General features: G+C 51.6%; 18 protein-coding genes. 6 read left to right on the top strand and 12 right to left on the bottom strand.

The genetic code is table 11. From position 1 onward, the window contains the following. The first annotated feature begins 539 nt into the window (after window positions 1-539). From BM123_RS11930 to BM123_RS11940, 3 genes are all read left to right on the top strand, one after another. Entirely contained in the window at window positions 540-2,081 is a 1,542-nt protein-coding gene (locus BM123_RS11930) for a tyrosine-type recombinase/integrase (protein ID WP_090168766.1), read from the top strand. A 245-nt stretch (window positions 2,082-2,326) separates the two neighbouring features. Continuing rightward, window positions 2,327-3,709, top strand: a complete 1,383-nt coding sequence (locus BM123_RS11935; protein ID WP_090168767.1) for a metal-dependent hydrolase — start codon at window positions 2,327-2,329, stop codon at window positions 3,707-3,709. Window positions 3,710-3,822: 113 nt separating this feature from the next. Next, window positions 3,823-4,701 (top strand): KilA-N domain-containing protein, encoded by an 879-nt coding sequence (locus BM123_RS11940; protein ID WP_090168770.1) that lies wholly within the window; start codon window positions 3,823-3,825, stop codon window positions 4,699-4,701. Window positions 4,702-4,927: 226 nt separating this feature from the next. Here BM123_RS11940 and BM123_RS11945 read toward each other — a convergent pair whose 3' ends face one another. The 6 genes from BM123_RS11945 to BM123_RS11970 all read right to left on the bottom strand — a co-directional run bounded on the left by BM123_RS11945 (window position 4,928) and on the right by BM123_RS11970 (window position 13,923). Further along, a complete protein-coding gene (locus BM123_RS11945; protein ID WP_090168771.1) occupies window positions 4,928-7,333 on the bottom strand; it encodes a T9SS type A sorting domain-containing protein in 2,406 nt (801 codons plus the stop codon). A gap of 239 nt (window positions 7,334-7,572) precedes the next feature. Then, window positions 7,573-8,640: a hypothetical protein gene (locus tag BM123_RS11950; RefSeq protein WP_090168773.1), complete on the bottom strand. Its 1,068-nt coding sequence runs from the start codon at window positions 8,638-8,640 to the stop codon at window positions 7,573-7,575. A 23-nt stretch (window positions 8,641-8,663) separates the two neighbouring features. Further along, entirely contained in the window at window positions 8,664-8,912 is a 249-nt protein-coding gene (locus tag BM123_RS11955; RefSeq protein ID WP_090168774.1) for a hypothetical protein, read from the bottom strand. A gap of 73 nt (window positions 8,913-8,985) precedes the next feature. After that, the gene (locus BM123_RS11960; RefSeq protein ID WP_090168777.1) at window positions 8,986-10,236 is read right to left on the bottom strand and encodes a hypothetical protein; all 1,251 of its coding nucleotides are present in this window, start codon (window positions 10,234-10,236) and stop codon (window positions 8,986-8,988) included. Then, window positions 10,236-12,779, bottom strand: coding sequence for a hypothetical protein (locus tag BM123_RS11965; RefSeq protein ID WP_090168778.1), 2,544 nt, complete (start codon window positions 12,777-12,779; stop codon window positions 10,236-10,238). The genes BM123_RS11960 and BM123_RS11965 overlap by 1 nt, the downstream gene beginning before the upstream one ends. Before the next feature lie 307 nt (window positions 12,780-13,086). Further along, a complete protein-coding gene (locus BM123_RS11970; RefSeq protein ID WP_090168779.1) occupies window positions 13,087-13,923 on the bottom strand; it encodes a hypothetical protein in 837 nt (278 codons plus the stop codon). A 429-nt stretch (window positions 13,924-14,352) separates the two neighbouring features. On the opposite strand from BM123_RS11970, the gene BM123_RS11975 reads away from it, so the two are divergent. Continuing rightward, a complete protein-coding gene (locus BM123_RS11975; RefSeq protein WP_090168781.1) occupies window positions 14,353-15,474 on the top strand; it encodes a hypothetical protein in 1,122 nt (373 codons plus the stop codon). A 548-nt stretch (window positions 15,475-16,022) separates the two neighbouring features. On the opposite strand, the gene BM123_RS24690 is transcribed toward BM123_RS11975, so the two are convergent. After that, window positions 16,023-16,157 (bottom strand): hypothetical protein, encoded by a 135-nt coding sequence (locus BM123_RS24690; protein ID WP_262490460.1) that lies wholly within the window; start codon window positions 16,155-16,157, stop codon window positions 16,023-16,025. 384 nt (window positions 16,158-16,541) lie between these two features. On the opposite strand from BM123_RS24690, the gene BM123_RS11980 reads away from it, so the two are divergent. Then, window positions 16,542-18,491 carry an ATP-binding protein gene (locus tag BM123_RS11980; protein WP_175489347.1) on the top strand — a complete coding sequence of 650 codons (1,950 nt, stop codon included), beginning with the start codon at window positions 16,542-16,544 and terminating at the stop codon, window positions 18,489-18,491. A gap of 28 nt (window positions 18,492-18,519) precedes the next feature. Next, window positions 18,520-19,167 (top strand): response regulator, encoded by a 648-nt coding sequence (locus tag BM123_RS11985; RefSeq protein WP_090168785.1) that lies wholly within the window; start codon window positions 18,520-18,522, stop codon window positions 19,165-19,167. A 96-nt stretch (window positions 19,168-19,263) separates the two neighbouring features. Here the strand turns inward: BM123_RS11985 and BM123_RS11990 are convergent, their stop codons facing one another. From BM123_RS11990 to BM123_RS12010, 5 genes are read right to left on the bottom strand one after another with little or no spacing between them, the layout of a single operon-like run. Continuing rightward, complete coding sequence (locus tag BM123_RS11990) at window positions 19,264-19,731, bottom strand: hypothetical protein (protein ID WP_090168787.1); 468 nt, start codon at window positions 19,729-19,731, stop codon at window positions 19,264-19,266. A gap of 26 nt (window positions 19,732-19,757) precedes the next feature. Then, on the bottom strand, window positions 19,758-20,351 hold the full coding sequence (locus BM123_RS11995; protein WP_090168788.1) for an N-acyl amino acid synthase FeeM domain-containing protein: 594 nt from the start codon (window positions 20,349-20,351) through the stop codon (window positions 19,758-19,760). Window positions 20,352-20,375: 24 nt separating this feature from the next. Then, complete coding sequence (locus tag BM123_RS12000) at window positions 20,376-21,080, bottom strand: HAD family hydrolase (protein ID WP_090168790.1); 705 nt, start codon at window positions 21,078-21,080, stop codon at window positions 20,376-20,378. Beyond that, window positions 21,077-21,715, bottom strand: coding sequence for a lysophospholipid acyltransferase family protein (locus BM123_RS12005; RefSeq protein ID WP_090168792.1), 639 nt, complete (start codon window positions 21,713-21,715; stop codon window positions 21,077-21,079). Before BM123_RS12005 ends, BM123_RS12000 begins: the two co-directional genes overlap by 4 nt. A gap of 23 nt (window positions 21,716-21,738) precedes the next feature. Next, entirely contained in the window at window positions 21,739-22,803 is a 1,065-nt protein-coding gene (locus BM123_RS12010; protein ID WP_090168794.1) for a 3-oxoacyl-ACP synthase III family protein, read from the bottom strand. Between the last annotated feature and the right edge of the window lie 76 nt (window positions 22,804-22,879).

Genomic DNA, 22,879 nt, shown 5'->3' on the forward strand with positions numbered 1-22,879 from the left:
CTAAAAGCGCAGCGTCTGAAAACCGCAAAGCGGTGTCTTACAAGGAAAAGAAACAAAGCGATCTTTTCCGTCTACAAGCCCAGCGTCTAAAAAACCCGGGCAGCAGCCATGCACGACTACCACCCGGTCCGATTTACACCTAAGCCATATTGCCAGCGCAGCAGCTGGCCTTCTTTTATTCAAAACGCTCAGCGTTTTCACTAAGCCCCTCTCCGCCAAGCCGAAGGCGAGGCCTTACGGAGAGGGGTTGGGGAGAGGTTTTACAACGTCAACACAAAGTATCTATGTTGCAATTACACCAGCAATTACGCGCCTTTGTTGCAAAATTTCAAATTATCAAAATTTTGCTCGTATATTAGTGTCCCCTTTACGCCCTTTCGGTGAGGAGACCTTTCACTTTTAAGGTCTTCCCCCACACCCCCCGTTGCTTTGAAAAGTTTTTTCAAAAAAAGTTGCTCCGCAACCCATTTGTTTAAACACGTACTGCCAATTTAGTCTGCCGCTCAATGCACGGGGCGCACGCGTAAACAGAATTTTACATGCTGAAGCTGTCCGCAGTGGGCAAGATGAAGTTCCTTAGCCCCAGGGAAGAGAAGGCCCTGCTCCAGAGCCTCGAAACCAAGATGTCCGGTAAGCACCTCGCCAAGTACCGGCTACTCATCCTCCTTATGCTCGATGCCGGTTGCCGCGTTACCGAGGCTTGCTCCATGAAGCTCTACCAGATTCAACCGGCGAAGAAGCTCATCAACGTTAAGTCCTTGAAAAAGAGAGGAAAGAACGTCTACCGCGAAGTGCCCATGACCCAGCGCTTACTCGACGCCCTGGCCGACTACTGGGCCTACGTCAAATCCAGAGACCCCGAAGCCTACCTGTTCCCCTCCCAAATTGCGACGACCGGTCATGCCAGTCGCAAAGTCATCTGGCGAGTCGTCAAAAACCTGACCGGCAACACCCATCCCCATGTACTAAGACACACCTTCTGCACCAAACTCGCCACCAGAGGAAACGATGCCTTCACCATCAAGGAGCTCGCCGGTCACGACAACACCGCTACCACCGAAATCTATATCCACGCCTCCAAAAACGCCAAGCAAAACGCCATCGCCTCCATCGACCAAAACGGCTGGTGGGCCAGAATGTACCGAAAGCTCACTCCCCGTCGCCGGGTAGACATCATGCCCGTCATGGTCGGCGGCCTCCAGATCCACATCGGCCGTAAGGAAGAGATTACCCGCATCATCGACCTCGCCCAAAAGAAGGTCAACATCCTCATCACCGGCGAACAGGGCATGGGCAAAACCCACCTCACTACCAACCTGACCGACAACGGCCGACTCGGAAAAGTCCTCCGCATTGACGACATGACCGCCATCAAAGCAACCCTCGCCGGGATGGTCCTCACCCTCTTCAACGGCGACAAAGACAAAATCAAAGACCTCCTCTACGGCACCGATACCGACGTCGAAAAAATCATCTCCAAAGAATCCATCAAACGGCTCTGCGAACTCCTCATCCGCACCACCACCAAACACGAGTACACCATCGTCATCGACGATGCCACCCGCATCACCCCCATGGGCATCTCCACCCTCGAAAAACTCAACGATCACTTCCACATGATCATCGCCGCCCGCTCCATCAAGCTCAGCCAGGTATCCTTCCTCTCCAATTTCGAAAAAGTCGAACTCTCCGGCCTCTCCCGCGCCGAAACCATCGAACTCATTACCCGCGGCAGCCAGGACTTTACCGACCGCATCGAAGACTGGGAAATGTACAAAGGCCACGTCTGGCGCGCCACCAACGGCAACCCCAAGTTCATCCTCGAACTCATCGAGCGCTTCCGCCGCGAGCCCTACGTCTCCGCCGAAATGGTCCAAAAAATCACCCATACCACCGCCCTCAAAGAAGTAGATATGAGCCTCCCCGTCGTCATCGCCCTCAGCTCCCTCATGATTTTGAGGTACGTTGGCGGAGAAGTAGGAACCGATGCCGGCGCTTTCCGACTCATCGGCGGCGCTTTCCTCGTCTTCGCCCTCTTCGCCCGCTCCATCCTCCGATTCGGCACCCGTCGCTACGTCTAGCCCGGTCATCGGATGCATCTTTTGCATGACGAAGTCGGCAAAAGTTCATCCGATGTCTCGGGCGGCAGTCTTGCCGACTCTCCTCGGGCAGCCCCCACTGCTCCTCCAACCTCCCCTGCATCCCGCGTCCGCGCCCTAAAATCCCCCTCCTAACGAGCGCAGCGAGCTCCCCCTCGCGGCAGCCCTCCAACGTGCGGCAGCTAAATTTTAAATGTTGAATTTTCAATCGTAAATTTTAAATCCTAATGACTCTCCCCAACCACATCACCGGCGGCATCGTCTTCACCGGCGTCTTCGGCGCCTTCGCCGGCGTCAACATCCTCCACAATCCCGGACTCCTCATCATGACCGTCCTCGCCGCCACTTTCGCCGATATCGACGTTCCCTCCTCCCTCTGGGGCCGCACCTTTAAACCTATTTCAAAGGCCATTAATCGAAAATTCGGCCACCGGACCATCACCCACAGCCTCCTCTTCCTGCTGCTGGGATATGGCGCGGTCGCAGGTGCATGCAAGGTTCTTGGAAGCAGTGCCCCCTACCCCACCGTCTTTCTTCTCGCGTACAGCTCCCACCTCTTGTTCGACATGATGACCGTAGCCGGTGTCCCGCTCTTCTTTCCCTACAATAAAGCCCCCTGCGTCATCCCCTCCGACCCCAAACTCCGACTCCGCTCCAACAACCCCCGCTCCGAAATCGCCGTCTTCGGCTTCTTCCTCCTCTCCGGCATCTTCCTCCAGCCCCTGATGGCCGACGGATTCTGGACCTCCTACAACCGACTCTTCGGAACCATGACCCACCTCCAATCAGAGTTCGAAAAAGCCGACGACGTCCTCCAGGTCAATTACCGCTACCGCGAAGCCACCTCCGAGTTCTCCGGCTCCGGACTCGCCATCGAATGCACCGGCACCTCCGCCACCCTCTGGAACCCCGATACCGGATGGCAATACCTCGACGCCAGCCCCACCAGCTCCCGAACCATCCTCGAAGTTATCCCAGACCACACCGGACAAACCTTCCAGCTCCTCCGAAAAAGCTTCGTCGCCATCTCCCCCGATAGCCTCGACCGGCTCCTCCGCCACCAAATCACTTACCAACTCCAGCTCTCCGCCAACGAACCCTTCACCGCCAACTACGCTACCTTTAACTCTCCCTTTGGCAACCGGAGTACCGTCCGCTCTCTCAACCTAGACCTCATCGAACACCTCACCATTTTCGAGCTACCCGATGAAGCGGTCACCGCCACCGTCAAGTACCAAACCAACCCCCGCATCCGAACCCTCGAAGCCCGCATCACCCAACTCGAAACCAAGCACCAGGCCGAACAAGCCGCCGCCGAAGCCCAGGCCCTCCGCATCCGGACCCTCGAAACCATCCGCGATGAAGCCACCGATATTTATGAGGAGCAACGCGCCGTTGAGGAACTCGCCAAACTGAGAAAGAAGCCCTACGTGGTGGGCGACATCGCCCCCAAAGTCAAGGAACTCCGCAGCCAAATCGTAGAACTCCAGGCTGCCGATCAGATCAGATACGAAGAGAAGGTAGCCGCCGCCCAGTTGAAGGTGCAGGCCGGGCGATCGGCGGATTTGGAGCTTACGGGGATGGTTACTTTTGTTGTCTTTGCAGAGTGAACTGTCTTAAGATACAAAAATCGTACCTTTACGTAGCTGTAAAAGCCACTTAGAGATTCAACATAATTACCCACAGAACCACCCTTACGGAGTGGTAATTTAAAGCAACGAGCATGAAAAATATGCAAGTCGCTGGCCAGAAGGTTCGTATCGATTCCGATACCGGCTACATCTGTATCACTGACATCTCTAAGCTCAAAGGCCAACCCAGTGCCCTGATTCCAGCATGGCTAAGAACCAGAGCGACCATTAAGTTTATCGCTGCCTGGGAAACAAAGCACAACCCTGATTTTAATACCCTCGAATTCGAGGGTATTAAAAACCAAGCCGGCGATAACACTTTCTTCATCTACGCCAAAGACCTTATTAGCCTCGGCTGTAAAGGCATTGTAGCCACCAGAGGAAAGTACGGCGGCACCTACTGTGCTCCTCAGTGGGCCATTCACTTCGCCAATTGGCTCGACGAAGAATTCTACCTCGAAACCCTCGATTCATACCTCCAACTCCGCGAAATCTATTTCGGAGCAGATGAACTCAACCACCGCTTCGTCCGCGAACTCTCCGCCAAAAATTATACCCTTATTACTGGCGGCAAGGGCTTAGAGAAAATCCCCCACGTCCCTTCCCCACCAACATCCAAAACTAAAGCAGTCAAAAAAGGAAACACCCGGGAGCAAATCCGCCGCCGACTCTCTCAGTTTGACGCCGACATCATCAATTTAGCTTTATGGGGTATGACAGCCATGACCTGGCGTACGAAATTCCCCGATCAGGAACACCACGGGAATATGCGTAACCTCGCTACAAACGAGGAACTACAAGTCCTCAACACCCTGCAAGCTCAAACACGACAGCTCCAAAAAGAACAATACAATCAGGAAGAAAAACTCCAGATCCTCCTGGCCAACGCAGCGGAACTCCTACCCTTCTACTGTGACACGCCGGAAAAAGAAAAAGCCTTGATAAAGCGTAGAAAAGAACGTGGCTGGTAAGAAAGGTCCAGCCCGAATTTTAATCTTGGGGAATTCGCCAGGATTAGAATTTAGACTGGTACGCATCCCTCACGTCCACTCCCATTCTAAGCCTAAAACGAAGAACTTAAAGCGAGGCAACAGCAAAACCCTTCGGCCAAACCGGGCGATATCGCCCGGTTTAAAACTAGCAGGGATGATAAAGCTGGCTTTTTCTGCAAGTGCAATGGAAGTTAAATAACAAGAACTACCGCACCACAAACCGGGCCATTGCCCCTCTATTCTTACCTTCCGCTATCCGAATCAGGTAAACCCCGGGTACCAGACCCGGCAGTTGATACTGCCCGTCCGACATCGGGGCTAAACCCGATAGCCTGCGGCCATCCATGGCCATCAAGTCGATCTTTGCACCTGCGGCTGCGCCTTGGATACGTATCATCTGCTGAGAGGCCATCGGGTTGGGGAATATCTTCATGTCATCTGCGTTTGCCGCTGGAATCTCTACCACTACCGGGCCAAACAGCTGCTGACTGCTGTCAAAATCCTGGACCCGTAAGCGATAATACATGTATTGATCGGGGAAGCGGTAGGCAGACTCATCCACCAAGGTATACGCCGCCCCGGATGCCTGATTCCGCGCAGCAACCGAACCTATGACAACAAAGGTTCGGCCGCCGTCAACGGAGCGTTCAAGGAGAAAGTTTTGGGTGTTTTCTTCTGAGGTAGTTTTCCAGTTGAGAGACACTGTTTTACCCGAATCGGTAGCGGTGAAAGAAAGGAGAGAGACGGGGAGAGCGAGACAATTGTTTTCCACAACAGTTTGACTTTCACAATTAAGGGCATTGCCCTGAATGTCAACCGCCGTGCCCGAACCGTCCAGAAAAGTACAGACGGTTTCAATGGCGCAGTTGCTCAGCAGCGGGTTGTCTCGAATGACTAAAGCCGCCGTGCCCGGAGCACCGTTTGATGTCGCGATGATCGTCGCCTGATCCAGATTATTAAGCGTAGATATGTCGGACAGCAAATCATTATTCAAGATGCGCAGCCCCGCGTTAATGTTTTCCAGCGTTTCAAGGCCCGCCAGGGAAGTCAGCATATCATTGTTGTCAATTGTCAAACCATCAAAAGAGAAACGAAGACTGGAAAAATCGGCGAGATCCGGAAGGCTGGGATTTGTTATAATCTGCAGGACATCCCCTACCGTAACAAGGTTAGAAAAGCCAGACATATCCTCCAGCAAGGGGTTAAAACGAATGACCGCACTATTGGCGACTGAAGAAACATTGGTAAAGCTGGAAATTCTTTCCAGTACCGGATTGAAGGCGATGTCAAGACGACCACCAAGCTTGTGCAGACTGGACAAACTACTCAGGTCGACGATGGCCGTATTACGAATGTCCAAATCTCCATTGATGGAGTCTAGCATAGTCAGGCCCGAAAGGCTGTTCAGGTTTGGGGCATTGAGTATGCGGAGCACTCCGATCTGACGAAGGTTGCTCAGTGCATTCAGATTCGTAATAGGCGTAGCGGAGGTACTGCGACTCATGGGTTCGTCGACAATGATTTCTCCCAGAAAGTGGCGGCAACTTCCGTAAGTGGCGGTGAAGGCATCCACTTCCTCCTGGGTGGTGAAAGTTTCGATGGCGTTTTCTCCACAGTCAAAATTACAAGCTGCTTCTATCTGAGCCACGTCAGCACAGCCCGCAGCATTCCCGGAAATATCTACTTGACCAAATTGACCTCCCTGAGCAATTTGATCACAGACCGGATTGTAAGCACAGCTAGCTAGTTGGCTATTGTTTCTCAACACTAGTAGCGTGCCAATAATCAAGTCAGGCGAAAGACCCTCAAGGTTGGTAAGCCCATCATTGTCCTGCAGGTCGAGTTTACCAAGAATGCTGGTTAAATTCCCCATTCCGGTGAGATCAGTCAAAGCATCACAGTTCGCAACCTCGACAATCGTTGCGTTGGTCATGCCCGATAAGCCGTTCAGGTTATTTAGCAAGGGGTTATCTTCTATCGTTGCCTGAATACCTTCGTTTCCTGGGTTCCAGGACGCTGTTACGTTGGTAAGTGCATCGATATTCGTTAGCAGGGCGTTTCCTCTTATCTCGATGAAAGTAACTGCGGCCAGATTGTCCAAACCCGCAAGATTGGTCAGTTTACCAAGGCCGGTAACTTTCAGGTCCCGACAGCCCGTAATGCCGCTTAAGCTGCTGAGCGAAGTTACTTCCGGTAGGTCTTGTAAGGATACTGATCTGGACGACGGTGAGATGGCCATCCCAGTCAAAGGCGAAAGATCAGCCAGTAGCGGATTAGTCGAAATGGTTAGCCGTTGAGATTGACAAGGATTCTGCCCCAGAAAGGTCAGGTTACTAAGGCCGGAGATATCGGTAAGCAAAGGATTATTAATAATTGAAAGCGCATTGGTGATCCCCGTCACTCCACTCAATGCGTCCAGGTTGGTGATGTCCGATGCATTAAAGAGGTCGCCGATGGCGATACTGCCATCAAAAACGCCCGTATGGCTGAAGGCATCGACATCAGCTTGGGTCGTTAAGGTGACTCCGGTATTACAGCCTGTCTGGGCGTTGGCGGGCAGGGAAAGAGCAATGAGTAGTAAAAGTAAAAAAAGCAGTAGGGAGTGTTTCATGTGTTTGGTGCATTAAGTGATGAGTAGGGCAAAGCTCGTTTACCAAGCCTATAAGAACTAGTAACATTTGTTATCCAGGAAGCAGCTCAGGTGCGAAAAGAAAAAGGCTTTTCCTAAGAGATTTCAGTCCCAACTCTCCTCCTCCCCGGCCGGAGCCTTCCAAAAACAATTGCAAGCGTACGGCCGGGGAAGCTAAATAGCGATAGGAACAAATACCGGGGAGGAATCACCAGGAAAAATCAGGCCGCTGCTTGCAGCTTATTTCCTGTTTGTATTCCCTTGATGTCGGCTCCAGTAGCTAACGACCAGTCAGTGATAATTTCGGTCATCATCTCCCGGAATTCTCTAGTTGCTAGAGCTGCTTTAACCTGACCTGCACTATCAAAGTATCCAGCTTCAGTCAGTAGCATCCATTTCGACAACAAATCAGCTAGCTCAAAGAAACTACCAGATTTGGGGTTAGCGGGCAGCTTCACCTTTTGCCCCAGCTGAATCAACTTATCTTCGGGGCTGCTAGCAGTTACGTTCAGGTCGTTCCATAAGGCGAAATCCTCTTTCTTCAAAGTATATTCAAACCAGGACATCATGGCTACCGCCGCAAACTCTTCCTGAGCAAGATTCTGCTTGTTCCGGCGATCTTTGAGCATATTCTTCAACTCCTTACTCAGCTTGGCGATGGAGGAAGGATCGGTACTGTTGGTTCCCGAGGTATTGGCTACGTTGATGATAGCACGGTGGATTTCAGCGAGCAAACGCTCTACCAGTTTCGAGAAGCCCGTATTAGCCTGAGTAGCCTTCCGAAAAGGATAGGGTTTATCCTGTTGAGTACCGTAGCCAAGGTCCATCCCAAACATGCGGTAGTAAGCATTGCGGCGGGTGGCTTCGGGGTCGGGGCGTACCTCGCTTCGGGTACTGAAGCTATAAAACCCTGACAGGTGGCGGAAAAATAGCATTTCTGTATTCCGCAGCCATTTCCTGGTATCCTTTGAAGGGAATGAGAGATCTTCCCCGCTGTGAAAGCCCTGCAGCACCCGGTAAAAAATTTGGACCATCCGGGTATTTTCCAGCATGTAGGCGTAGATGAGGTGGTGGTAGGTTGGACAATAATCTTCCAAAGGAGTTGGTGTTTTATCTCCAGGTAAGGCGGTAAAGCCCGCTGGAAGGCGAGTCTTATTTTCTTCTTCATTAGCCTTTGCCAACCTCCAAAACTCTTCCAGATAGTCAGCGATTTTTTGGGGGTGCTCCGTTAGAACCATTGCCTCGGAGGCGGGTTTCGTTACTCTTAGTTCGTTGATGATACTAATCATGGTTGAATCATTTATAGGTTTAATTATTTGTCTGTATTAGTAGGTGAGGTCGCTTCTCCTGGAGCTTCTTCTTCTGGTTTGGATTCTGCTTCCGAAGACGCCTCTTGTGCAACACATTCACCTTTAAGTGCTTTGTCAAGCTTAGAAAAGGCCTTGGAAAAATCTGTTTCCTGGCTATTACTCGATGAGCCTTTTGCAGGAAAACGCTCATCCACTTTTTGAATGAGCCTATTGATTGCTTCGAGAAATTGAGTTTGTTCAGCTTTAGTCATTGCTGCTTGATTTATTGTTAATTAGACCATTGGCTCGCGCTCAAACGAAAGCACTTGGTTATTAAGAGTGAGATTACGTTGGCTGCGGCAGTTCGTACCTTATCGTAGTACCCAAGCGCTGAAACCAGCCATCCATTTCCAGGCGAAATCGTGCGGCCTGGCTAGGTTCGGACACCTGCTGATAGACGGAAAGGGCGAGTAAACTCAGCGTATTGGCGCGTAGCTTAGGGATTGACCAGTCGCTTACGGGGCCCTCCCGCGCCCGCCAGACCAGCAGACGGGAAGGATGCAAATGCTCCGGCGGCAAGTGGGCCAGCATCGACTGCCCACCAAAAGACTGCATGGTCTGCTGCAATACGATATCAACGGCTACTTTGGCCTGCTCCTCGGCCTGAGCGAACAGTGCTCTCCAGTCGTCCGGAGCCTCGGAAAGTGGGTAAGCCGCTTTCCAGCTTGACTCCATTTCATCCCAGGGGCCAGCCCCATACACCGCCCGGCACATGGCGGTGCCAATCAGGGTTCTGACATAGGGAATGGGGTGCGGCGCGCCCGGGTGATAGTGAAAAACCATCCGGTTGCTTCCCGACAATACATCTTTGAGGGTCGCCACGGCAGCGTAGCCAGTAAAGATGAAAGCGAAGGCATCCGCAGCAATTTCTGAAGACCAGCTTGCCCATAGCCTCGCAACCTTCGGCCCGAAGCCACGCATGCCGGCTTGTAGCGCCCTGGCCAATTCCTCGTTCCAGCCAATCGCATAGGCAATCTGGTGGCCCGCTTCGTGGATCAGGGCGGTTGGCCGGTAGAGGTTGTGGCGCACGACCTTGATGATGGCAACGGGGTTAACACCTCGCCTATCCCACAATCGTAAGCCAGCTTTAAGGATCGAAGCCCCCAACCCCTTGTCCAGGTAAGTCATTACCGGCGGAACCAAATGCCCCAGCGGTTGCAGGCTTTTACGCATGGCTTCCCGGGCGATGTAATCCAGCGCCATCAGGTGGTTACCAGTGCGCAGATCCGTGCGGGTGTTGACGGCATCCCCGAAATAGTCCAGAGTAACTTCCGTTTGTAGGTATGACTTACGTAACTGCTGTAAAGCCTGCTGGCCTTCTCGCTCCGTCAGCGCACCACTTCGGGTCTTCTGAAGCAGACTATCCATTTGACTTTTCAGCACATTCAGGGAACCGTCCAGCCGGGAACGCAGGGCGTTTCCCGTAGACAACTCCACCAGCTCCCAGGCTGACTGAGCAGCGAGAGTATCCGGCGCATCCAGGCGATGGGTAGCAGCGTGCCAGTGTTCAATTTGCCGTAATAAATGGATATTCATTACAGCGCATTTTTTCCGGGGAAGATGCGTAAATCGGGCGTTGGGATGGCGGGAATGACAATTCCGGTAATGTCTCCAACGCTTAATGGTTCACCACGCTTCACCTTGAAGAAGGTCCGCAGCAAGGCCATGCCCGGCATATCGATAAAGACCAGGTGGAGGCTCAGTCCCTGGGCCGGATTTTCTTGTGACCGGATGAAGTCGTCCCGCAAACGCCGCAAGTGATTCACCAGTGCTTTTTCCGCTTGCCGAACCAGCTTTTCCAGCAATCTCTCCATCAACTTCTTGAGCTGTTCTTTGGCAAAAGCAGCACCTGCCGCCAGGAGGCCGCCAAAGTGTTCTTCGAGGTAGCGTTCTTCGCTAAGTTCCATCACGACTTTCACCTTACGGCCAATGTCACGTAGTAGAATGCCGTTCAGAGCATCACGGATGGCGCTGCGGAAGGTTGTCGCAGCACCGAAGTAGTCTTCTGACCGCAGCCGCCGCGTGATTTCAGCCCCCTTATCTTCCGTGACGAACAGCCCCAAAGTCATGGTCGAGCGGGTGAAGTCAAATTTAACCATCGCGTCTTCCTGTCGGACGCTGGGCAGGTTGCTGGCGGGTTGACCACTAGCAGGCACTAAAGGCCGGGACCGGCGAGGCGGCAAACGACGACTCTGCCCCACAACCTCTAAGTAGTAAAAACGCTGCCCGGGGCGAATCCGGTGGCGGCTCGTCAGCCAGCGCTCCCCTACCCGCTGCCCGAGGGCTGAATTCCCAAGTAGCAAGCTGGCAGCAGCAGGTGTCAAAGGGTGAAGTTGTGACCAGGCTGCCCGACGGGCGGAGCCCAGGCCCGGCGTGCCCTTTTCGAGCAGACTCACGTAGCTCAGGGTAGTTCCCCGCACTGCTTCATAGAGGTGAATCCGTACCCGCAGTGGTTGGTCCCCCTGGTATTGGTAGTTCCGCCTCAGGAAAGTCCGTAACCGCTGGCCGTTAAAACTTCGCACACCAGCAATTTGGCTCCTGGTCAGGGAGGCCTCCATGATCCGACTATACTTTTTGTACCGCTTCCGGCCGTTCTTGGGCAGTAACATCCAGGCGGCGGCCTGCTCTGCCTCCTGCAATTCAGCCACGACCATATTAGAAGGCATGTTGCGGCCAGAATAATGACGGAATAAATGATAAACTTCCTGTTCCAACAACTCCTGGTTGTCGAGCACTTCCTCGTCTAACCGCGCAACATCAACAAGCATTTCTTCCAGCATCTGCACGATCACTTCTGCAGGCGCGCGCTGCGCTTCCTCCTCGGAAACTTCAAGATTCAATAACCGGAAACCTTTTTCTACCAGTGCTTTAGCCAGTGGTCCAGCTGCCTTAGGCCCGATCAGCTTCCCAATGAAGCGGGTAAACAACTTGGCGATGGCGTTGATTACTTTCTGACGGCCGATAAGGCGAATCCCGACTTTTATCGCCTTCATCGCAACACCAACGAACTGTTCTACTGCCGGACCAACTTCCTCAGCCGTACTTGCCCCCTGAATGGAGCGTTTGAGTTGTTCCCGCGCTTCCAGCAATCGCTCTTCGGCGGCGAAATCCCCCTCCTGGAATTCACTGTCTTCCTGGTAGGCTGCAAAAACCGCCCTCGCTTCTTCTTCGGTAGACGCAAAAAGCTGCTCGGCCAGCCGCAGATCAAACTCCCGTTCGATGAACTCCAGGTCCGGCCCCGCCGGGTAGGCGTAGGTCTCTCCTTCCGCACTGATCCGGCGCAGGGTCATTTCCTGATCGCTGAGGCCAAGTTCCGCTTTCACTCCCAGTTTCCGGGCGAGCATGCGCGCTGGTGAGCGCAAGGCAGCGGGTAACCGCCGGATGACCCGACGGATAATTTTGGTCAAGAACGGCCGAACCATTTTTTTTACCTTGCGCAGCAGAACGGCCACCGGATGAAACTTCTTGGCCAGTTTCACCCCTTTCTTGATCACTTTCCCCACCTTTTTGGCGGCACGCTTGATTTTGCGGAAAGCCTTTTTGAAAAAGTCTTCAAAAACGGGATTACCCAACTCCTCCGCCAGCATATGGCGGCTGAAAGCCTGGTCAATAAGCCCCTCGGTAAGGGGAGCATCCTCTAGGCCAGAAAACTCCTGCAGTAACCGATCGGTAAGGGTTTCCATCGCTACCGCCAGTGGATGAAAATGGCCTTGCAACAGTTCCTCGCGGCGGGAAGTACCGACCTCCGCCTCAGGGAGCAGGGAAGCTCCCAAATGGTGCTCCAGGTAGCGCTCTCCTTCGGTAAAAAGATCAACGACTCCTTCGGTAAATTCTTCTTCTGGCAGTTCATCGAGAAGCTGTACGAATAATTGCTCCCGCTGATCAAAAACGGCTTCCCCTTCCACGAGCTGCACTGATGGCAGGAAGGGAGATTCGAAATCAACCACCGCTACCTCCTCTTCAGCAAAAGACACTTGCTCCTGGGTGGGACTGACGACAAAGGGAGACTCAAACTCCTGGTTTATATTCGTGCTCACCGTCGGAGCCGAAGACCAATCCTGAAATACTGAATTGTCCATAAAACTATAGGTTTAGGTATAGCTCCGCCTACCCGCGTAACAGAAGATGAACGCGCTTTTCGGCGAGGGCTATCGTATTGAAATAATGTATGTTTGGGGTTTAGGTGTAGGCTGTTCCTTCTACTTGGTCCAAGGTACACCTTATTGGGGCCAATAAACGCGTAGCGTTTTCACAAGCCCCTCCCCCATGGGGAGGGGTTGGGGAGGGGGTTTCCTGCGGGCAAACAGCGTCAGAAAAGCGACACGCACTTCGCCCTGCAGAAAGAACACCCTAGATTTAGATACCTTACTCCTGATGTTATGTAATTTACCGCCAGCCGCCCTCCATGGTCAACCCACTGACTCCTCCGTGATTGATGGAAAGGTCCAGCAGTAACGATCCTGTGTAATTGGCTGCTGGGACATCGGTTACCCGCATCCCGTCAACGGTGTAGGTGATTTGCCCGTTGGCGGCACGGTGGATGCTTGTTCTAACGCCCGTCCTGGAATCCCGCTTTGTACGGTTGATACCGGATTCAAAGACGTTCACCTGGACCTTAGCACCAGTACCTGGCTGCACCGCCAGCGCATACTTAACGGATTGGAAACCCGCATCGCCGGCAATAGGGCTGAGGCCAAACAGGAAGTGACCGTCGCTCGACTTGAGGGTGTAGCTCACGCCACCAGCAGTCCCAGCGGGTAATACTTTGACAGAACTGGCACCGCCGTTCCAGTTTTTGCCGCCGCTGGTTTTGGTGAGGCGGCCAGTAGATTCTTCTATGATCCGCTCCAGATTGGTAAAGGCTCCTTTAGGTTCACACGGTGGACAGTTTCCGCCGCAGTCAACACCTTCTTCATTACCGTTACGAATCTTGTCCGAACAGGTGGGGAGAGGCGGTGGACACGGTGGGCAGTTTCCACCGCAATCGACGCCAGTTTCTTTTCCATTCCGCATACCGTCATAACAAGTCGGCACCTTTGTATCGTCGGGATCGGGCACCGGAGTTACCACTTCTTTGTCATCATCGGGGTCATCTGATCCGCCATTGTGTGTTACTTGGTATAAACCCAGGCTTACGGCAATCCCGACTATTCCTGCCACCAGGACAACCGTCTGGTTGGCGCGACTAAGAAAGCGGTCAAAAAAAGATTCTTGCTTACTCATGGATATAGGTTTAGCTATCAGCAGACCATCGTCTTACTGCTCAGAAATTGTATCTTTATTCTCAGGTGTAGCGCACCACCAGGTGGACTATTTCACAGATGTATCAAATGTGACGACACAAAGCTCGGCGGCCGCCGCGCAGAACGGTAGTAACATCTGTTACCAGGGTTGAAATTGAGCGAAAAATGGGGAGTGGATGAGCAGGCGCTGTCAAGCTTCTCTGGGCGCGACCGCAGGTGCAGTGGGAGGGATAAAGAAGCAGAGATTTTGTGGCGGACGGGGCGGAGGGTTTGACGGATTGTTTTTGTATAAGTATATTGGCTAGAGAGAGGGGGTGGTAACGGATGTTACCAATATTTCGTTTCGGTTCATACGAACTTGCAGTATAAATCGTAGGAATATTTTCAGAAACTCTTAAACAAAACAGACATGTCAAATTTCGATCAAAGAAGAGCTAGCAAAACTTATAACAAATCAGATATTCCACCAACTCAGTTACATCAGGCTTTTTTATCCACCTTGGAACATGAGGAAGTTTTTAATAGAGAAGGCTACAAGCATATATATGTTCATGATCAAGTTGGATTTGAATTCCCTGGCTTAATTGATACATTTGATACCTTTTTAACAACAGACTATAGTAATGAGGTTGAAATCCCTCTAGGGTTGTTCATCTTCTTTTTTGGAAAGGAAAATTCATCTGAGTGGCGAGCAGAAAAGATAAACCAGATACAGATGCGGCCACTAAACTTCTCTTTTTCTTCACCAGCAATAGAACCTCGAACACCAATTGGTTCTGACTGGCTATCAACCTTAAGTAGTAACGATGGATTACTATCGATTGGCAATCCTATCGAGACAGTTAATCCGAATGCAGTTCTAATTATTTCAAAGGAGAATAATTCGCAAAATCATTTCCCAATTAATAGCTTTCATAGTGCAAATAAAGACTTAAACATTGAGCTCAAAACACCTGATGACAATAGTTCCATTGGTGACTATGAGGTCTTCGATATATTAGGATACCGCCCAGATATGAAGGTTGCCTTTCTAGGTTTTGACACCATTCGTCAGTTGTACCTGGCCTATCATGCGACACCATCTCCTGAAGATTTGAGGTTCATTTTCACTGGGGCAGAAATAAATCATGGAGAAATGGTTAGCCCCAGATTACAAGAGATGCGGTTTACTGATTGGAAACGCTCTTTCGACACGTTAGATCCAAGCATCTGTTCTACGCTTAAGATTGAGATTTTATCACACAAAAACAGTAACGGCCGGTATGTAAAAAGAGAGCTTTATTCGGGAGTTCAAGCCATGGAAAAACTTGAACTCCCTAGTGTATTTGTCCTACACACTTGTAAAAGATACTGGGAAACTCCAAGGATGTTCCTGCAGGCTTGTGAGATTAACAGGAAGATGTTTATTGAAAATAAATTTAGCGAAAATAAGCGAATCATTGGGTACAAAAAATTCTTGAAAGCTTTATCCATTGATGCTATCAAGAGATTGATCGAAAACAACGATCCAATTGCGATACCAAAAGCCTAGTTGTGCTTTACATATTCTACCAGACTTGCACAGTTCTAATACCTAATCGATTAAATATTATCCTGTTGACTCTTTATGTAGTTATGACTACAGGATTACGGTGTCAATCGGTAAGGAATCTAGAACTTTCATCGAATGACCATACACAGAATTTCCATTATCTACCTGATGATTTCTACTGGTTTGGAAATGCATCAGGCCTTTTTCGCTTTGATGGCCAGCAAGAAATTAACTTCTTGATACATGATAAAAAATCCAATGTAATTCACGACCAGTTTATCGCTTCTAAAGTCTACCCTGATGGATTGAGTAAGCTTTGGGTAACGACTTACCATGCACTTCACTCATTAGACGTACGTACAGGAAAATCTAGGACTTTCCGCATGCAGCACGACCTAAAAGATATCACAGTTGGGTATACTATATTCCACCAAGACACCAATCGCAAGGATCTATTAGTCAAAGCAGACTCCAACCTTTTCGCTTTCAACATCAAGAACAATTCCTACCGACTACTCCAAAACCAGTCCCAGGCAAATACCCTTTACTCACTGAAGGTAAAAGAGAAAGTCCTCTTTTATGGTGCTCCTTGGTGGAATGCGAACGGCATTGAGTACTTCGAGTACAATACTGGCGGTATAACCAACTTCCAGCACATTGATCTCCCCATTATGGTAAAACATATTGTACCATATACCGCCGATTCTTTGTATTTGGCTACAGCTCAAGGCTTACAGTTATTAACCAATCCACTTGACCCTACTAAAAGAAAGGTTACCACTATTATTCCCGGTGAAGCACGCATTGTTACACTAGACACATTAACTAGATCTATTTGGGTCAGTATTTCCGAGCAGGGACTATACCAATTTTCTCCTAAAAATAACATTATTCTGAACAGGTGGACGACTGCCGATGGACTCATCAGTGATGATGCCAGGACATTATTCTGTGACGGCAAAGGAAACGTTTTTGTAAGCCATTTATCCGGAGGAGTAGACTTAATTCTTCAATCTAATGCAAGTATTTCATTAACCTCCATTTCAGGTTCTTCGTCTATTTCGGACATGACTATTTCCTCTGGTAGAGACATCCTATGTTTCACCAATGATGGTAAAACTTATCGAAAAACATCTGGCGACAAGGACAGCGATGAAAAATTGATCGGCGTTTTTCCAAACCTGATTAAAAGTAAGGTAGCAACATATCCCAATGGCTCCTGTATTGTCCAAGGAACAAACGGAATAGCTACGTTTGACAAAGAAGGAATCCTTACTAACATTCAAAAGACACCAACAAATATTTATCTCGGCGTTTTGGCTTTTGACGATCAAGAGACACTTATCCTAAGTAACCAGGGTATACAAACTTGGCAAGGAGATTCCCTTACCTCTCTTCCCGGAATTCCATTCGGCGATACTGATTTTTTCACTTCACTAATCAAACTCACCCCCAACCGCTTCGTCGCTTCCTACCGCCAGATCGAACTCTGGGACATCTCCCGCACCCCCACCGGTTGGAAGGTCGACAGCAAAATCCCCATGCCCGGCGAAACCAACACCGCCATCCTCCGCAACGACACCCTCTTCGCCGGCACCTCCGCCGGCCTCCTCACCATCGTCAACGACTCCATTGTCGCCACCTTCAACCCCGAGCCCCTCGGCAACCTCTGGGTCAACGCCATCCACGAGGACGACCGGGGCCGCCTCTGGCTAGGTACCGAGCAGGGCCTAGTCTGCTACTTCCCCTCGTCCGGTAATTACCAATACTACGGCGAAGCCGACGGCCTCCCCGACAGCTGGTTCATCCGCGCCAACGTCATCGACCGCGACTCCGCCTTCATTATGGCCACCAAGACCGGCCTCGTCACGGTCAATACCAGCCTGGCCGATGATACCTTGTCCGACAACAAAATCTACCTCTCCGATATCTGGATCAACGGCATCCGGGACGAAACCCACAGCCTCTACGACCCGCAGCCACTGGACCTCGACTACCAGCACAACTCCGTCAGCTTCCTGCCGGGGATGATCGAACTCGGCCCCTCGGAGCTCAGTGGGTTCAAACACCGCCTCGTCGGGCTGCAGGAAGACTATACTTACGGTAAATCCGGCGAGGTCGTCCGCTACCCTTCCATCCCGCCGGGGAATTACACCTTCGAGTTTGTGGGTGTCGATAAAAACGGCAGAAGCACCCTACCCTTCACCCTGCAGGTGCGTATCTCCCCCCCCTTCTACCAAACCTGGTGGTTCTGGCTCCTGTGCGGCGCCGGCGTATTCAGTGGCTTCTACTACTTCAACCGCCGGGCCGTCCGGCGGGAAACGGAACGGCAACAGGCCATCCAAAAAGAACAAGCCCGCCAGGCGGCCGAGACTCTCGCCCGCCACCAGGCCGTCGTCAGTGAGCAGCGACGCATCATGATGGAGTTGCACGATGACCTGGGCGGAACCCTGGGCTCGCTCTTCTACAAACTGGACGGCTACCTGCTGGATCAGGAAAGCGGACTGGAAATAAACCCCGATTTTGAGCAACTCAAAAACACCAGCGGAGAAGCCATGAAAAAGCTGCGGGAAGTAATGAAAAGTAACGTAGCTAAGGAGCTCCCGCTTCCCGTCTTCGCCCGCAAGCTGGTCGATATGGCCAGAGCATCAGCCCAAAGCGCCAGACTGGAGTGGACCCTGGAGCGGGATGATGCCTTCCCGGAAATAGAACTAAGCAGCCAGCAGGTTCATAATGCCCTCCTCATCTTCAAGGAAGCCCTTCAGAATATTCGGAAGCACGCAAAGGCTACCTCCTTTTCCCTGCGGTTGCATCTTGACCCTGATAATACCTTCCTGATCAGCCTTACGGATGACGGCATCGGCATGCCGTCCGCAGCCGCCGCCGAGCGCCACGATGGAACGGGAAATGGCCTTCATAATATGCGACGCCGAGCGGCAGATCTTCAGGGGACTCTAAGCATCACCTCCCCGCCGGCAGGTGGGACAGTGCTTCAGCTTCACTTCCCGCTCACCTGATTACCAAACACTACACACCCCCACAACTATGCCACGCCTTGTAATTGTTGAAGACCACGCCGACATCCGGGAGGAAGTCGTCCGCGCCGTTCGCCGCTTACCCGGATGGACAATCGTAGGTGCCCACGGCACGGGAGAGTCCGCTATGCAGTGTATTGCTGCGGAACGACCCGACATCGTAATCCTTGATATCGGCCTGCCTGGCGTTAGTGGGCTGGACTGCCTGGTCCGCCTCAAGTTCGAGAACCCGGGTGTCGTCTTTGCTATGTTTACCATTTACGATGATGATGATAAGCTCTTCCTGGCCCTGCGACTGGGAGCCAGCGGTTACGTCATCAAAGACGAGGGCTTATCCGGTATCATCCGCGCCCTGCGGGAACTGGAAAAAGGACGTGCTTATATGAGTCCTTCCATTGCCACAAAAGTAGTCCAGTCCTTTTGGCGGGAGAACGTAGAACTGGGCAAATTTCAGGAGCTCACCAACCGGCAGCTACAGATCGTCCGCCTGGTGAGCGAGGGAAGAAGCTATCGGGAAATCAGCGCGGAGATCAACATCTCTGAAGGAGGCGTTCGCCAACACCTACACCGCATCTACGGCGTCCTGCACATCAATAACCGCCACCGGCTGGCGGCGATGTATCAGGAACTGATGCGGAAGATGGGGCCGCCGGAGTAGTTATGAAGAGAGATTAACTATCCAGAATCGGGAGTCTCACGTAAGTTAATCTGTAGTTTTGATGGTGATAAGAGTGGTTACTTTTGTGGAGTGGCGTTATTCGTCTAGTCCCAAACCAACAGTTTTCACCTCCCTGCCCGTCACCAGCCAGCTATGTTGGAGTTGCCCCAGCTCAAGTTGATGGGCATGACCAGAAGCCAACGGCTTCTTTGCCAGAGCAGCCTCCAGAGTCGTAGCTGGCAATGGAGCGCCTTGCTGCTGCAACCATCTCTCCCAGCCTAGCATCACGCCCAACCAGACCAAAGGTTCTCCCTGTGGTAATTGCCGCAGATAAGGTAGACTTAGCGTAATCCAAAAGGGACGTTCATAAGTTGGCTTGCCCTGGCGGCCCAAGGCCGCTAGTTGCAACTTGGAGTCTTCAAGCAAAGCTAATAATGCGACCCGCAGCTCGGGATAATGAAGCATTTCCCGATGGGCCGCAATTCGTAACAGCCCCTCCCGCAAGACTTGGTAGTGATAGAAAATAAGTATTTCTAATTGTGATGATTGATCTACTGTAGACATAGGTTTAGAATTTTGCAGCTTAAATACTACGCACCCTCAGCAGCAAGCTGCCAATCTTCTCCCGTAAAAGCACTGTAAACGGGCCATAAAGGAGTAGGACGAATCATCTCCCGACTCCAAATCTTCAGGTACAGTTGATACCGAATTTGACCGGCTCTTTCCACTTCACGATACATCCGAAAGCCTAACCACTCATACAATGAACGGTAGGTTGCGTCTGACTCAATGAGGCATATTTGTACGCCCTTCCGAAGACCTTCTTCATAGATCGTCCGACACATTTGAATGGGTACTTCACTTTTTCGATACTTTTCAAGGACCGCAAAGCGATCCACGATGGCGTAAGTAAACTCAGCTTGCTCGGGGGTAAGTCCAAAACGCTTCGCTAAGTAATCAAAATCGTCATGCAGTTGGCAGCGTAAGGTGGCAACCCATTGCCCGCCCTCTTTACAGCCTAGTTGAATGGCTTCATAGTCCCGCTCGTCCATCAGCATCTCCAGATCGGTCGCTTGTTTGGCAGGCAGCAGAAAATCTTTGCCCATCTCGGTAATGTAGACCTCATATCTGAGCCTGAATAACGACTCCAGTTCCGTAGGGTTATCTACCTGTAGTATTTCCATTACGATGTTGTTTTCACTGCTCCTTTAACTTTCCCTTGCACCTGCGGCCGCGCCCAAATGCTCCACCTCCTGCCCCAACCGGTTAAAAACCCGAAACGCCCCCATCCAGAGCTGCCTCGCCTGGCCAATAACTACCCCCTTCGCCGCTACTTTAAGCATCGGCAAGTCATAAGTAGAATCGCCAACGGCAAGAGCGATATTTTTATTCATTTCGTTAATGCTATTTTGCTTAAAATCAGCTAAATGGCGTACTTGACCTTTACGACTACGTCGAAACAAAGCTCCCAGCTCAACGCCCTTGCCAAACCCTCCAAAATGGTCACTATAGGCGACCACCACCGGCGCGATATTCGTCGACACAAAAAAGATTTCAGCGCCCTCGGCTTGCAAAGCTTCCAGCCACTCTACCACCGCCGGATAACACTTTCCCAGCAGACGCTCCGCAAAAAGCGTCGAGCTCCAGTTCCTTAATGCTTCATCCGTGTATCGCGCGTACCAGCTGTATACCAACCGCTGCATCCGGGGCCGGGACCACCAGTCCAGCACCTTCAGCACCGGCCCCCAGAAACCGTACATATACAACAACCAAAGCCGGTAACCCAGCGGCGAAAGCTCCCGCTCGCGCAAGAACAGCAGCAGCTCCAAAACGTGGGTGTCCGACACCGTTTTGTCGATGTCAAACACCACCACATCACCGGGCTGCACCCCAATTTTCAGCAGCTCACTCATAGTTGACCGCTCAACTTGCCTACCGTCTCCCGCAAATGGTCCGTAGCGCCCCGCCCCATTGCCTTCAGCTCCGCCGAAGCAATCGGCTCCCCTACCCTGATGCTACAGCGGTGCGGCCTTGGCAGCCGCTCCTCCGGCCGCCAGCTCTCAAAGAAACCCACCAGCCCCACCGGGATGATGTCCACCTGATTGCGCATCGAAAACACCGCCGCGCCCGGCCGAAAATCTTGCAACTCTCCGTCCCGCGACCGCGTCCCCTCCGGAAAGATGGCCACTTTGTTCTCTTGCAGCAAAGTCCGCATGTTGCGGCTGTCCGTGATCTTAGTACCATCGTCTTTCACCTTGATGCAGTTACCGTACCGCATCAAACGCCCCCAAAACCGGTCATTGAACAACTTCTCCTTGGCCAGAAACAGGATATCCGTCTTGTACCGGAACTTAAACACCCCCCAGATCACCAACCAGTCAAGGTAACTCACGTGGTTGCTTACCAGGATAAAGTTGCTGTCCAGCCGATCCAGAATGTAGGCTTCTCCCTCGATCTTCCCCCGGCAAAACGTCCGAAAGAAAAGGTAACTACTGTACGACATGCCGTTGGAAACCAGACTGTCAATCCATCGATTAATCACTTTCATCTTTAAATCTTTATGCTTATTTATTAGAAGCGATGGATCATCGCATTAACGTGCATCCCTGCCCCCACCGAGGCAAAAACCACCAAATCCCCCCGTTCAATACCGCGTTGGTTGTGCGCTCGGTCAATCACTTCGTGCAGCAGCGTAGGAATGGTAGCTACCGAGTTATTACCCTTTGTGTAGACATTAATTGGCAGTACGTCCTCCGGATAGTTTGCAATACCATGCTGTGCAAAAAGCCTGCTCGCTATTGCCTTGATCATTTTAGCATTGGCTTGATGCATAATGAAGTAGCGTACGTCGCGCAGGTCAACCTCAGCCTTTTCTAAACAAGCAGTAATCACTGCGGGCACTTCGCGCAGAGCGTATTTGAATACTTGTCGACCTTGCATTTTCAGGTAGAGGCCATCGAGGTATTTACGGTCAGAAAACGACCGCCCCATCCGCAAATAATCCAACTCCTCCAGGCAATGTGAACGGGTAGCGCTGGCCAGTACCCCCGTATTGGGTGAAGCAGAAGCTGCCATCAGTGCGGCCCCTGCCCCATCGCTGAACAACAGGCTATCAACGTCATATTCCTCCACTACCCGCGACACCGTATCCGTACCTACCACCAACACATAGCGCGCCTCACCACTGCGGATCAGCAGATCTACCTGCCGGACCCCTTCCAACCAACCCGGGCAACCAAAAAGGATATCGTAGGCCACACACCTTGGATTTCGGATACCCAGTTTACTCTTTATCCGTGCAGCCAGGTTGGGCAGGGTGTCCTGAAAATTGTGCTTAGTGCTCACATCTCCCCAGTTGTGGGCGACAATGATGTAATCTATCGCCTCCCGGTCTACCCCACCCCGCTCAATCGCCTCTTCTGCCGCCAAGTACCCCATTCGGGAAGCACTCACCTCTGGCAGGGCAATGGAACGCTCACGAATCTCCGTGACGGCCGTAAATTTTTCCAGGATATCCACCGTCGCTTTCTGATGAATTTTATTCCCTCGCTTCAGGAAAAAACGTTCCGTAAGGGCATGATTGGGTTGTTGCACCCGGGGCCGGTAGGCACCAGTGCTTAAGATGTAGGCAGGCATGGTTGTTTTGTTAGGTTGTTATAAGAATTGCTATGCAGTAGCAGGGATATTCTCGTAAGACTTAAACATACTCATC

This window comes from Neolewinella agarilytica (assembly GCF_900110645.1).
Lineage (GTDB): Bacteria > Bacteroidota > Bacteroidia > Chitinophagales > Saprospiraceae > Neolewinella > Neolewinella agarilytica.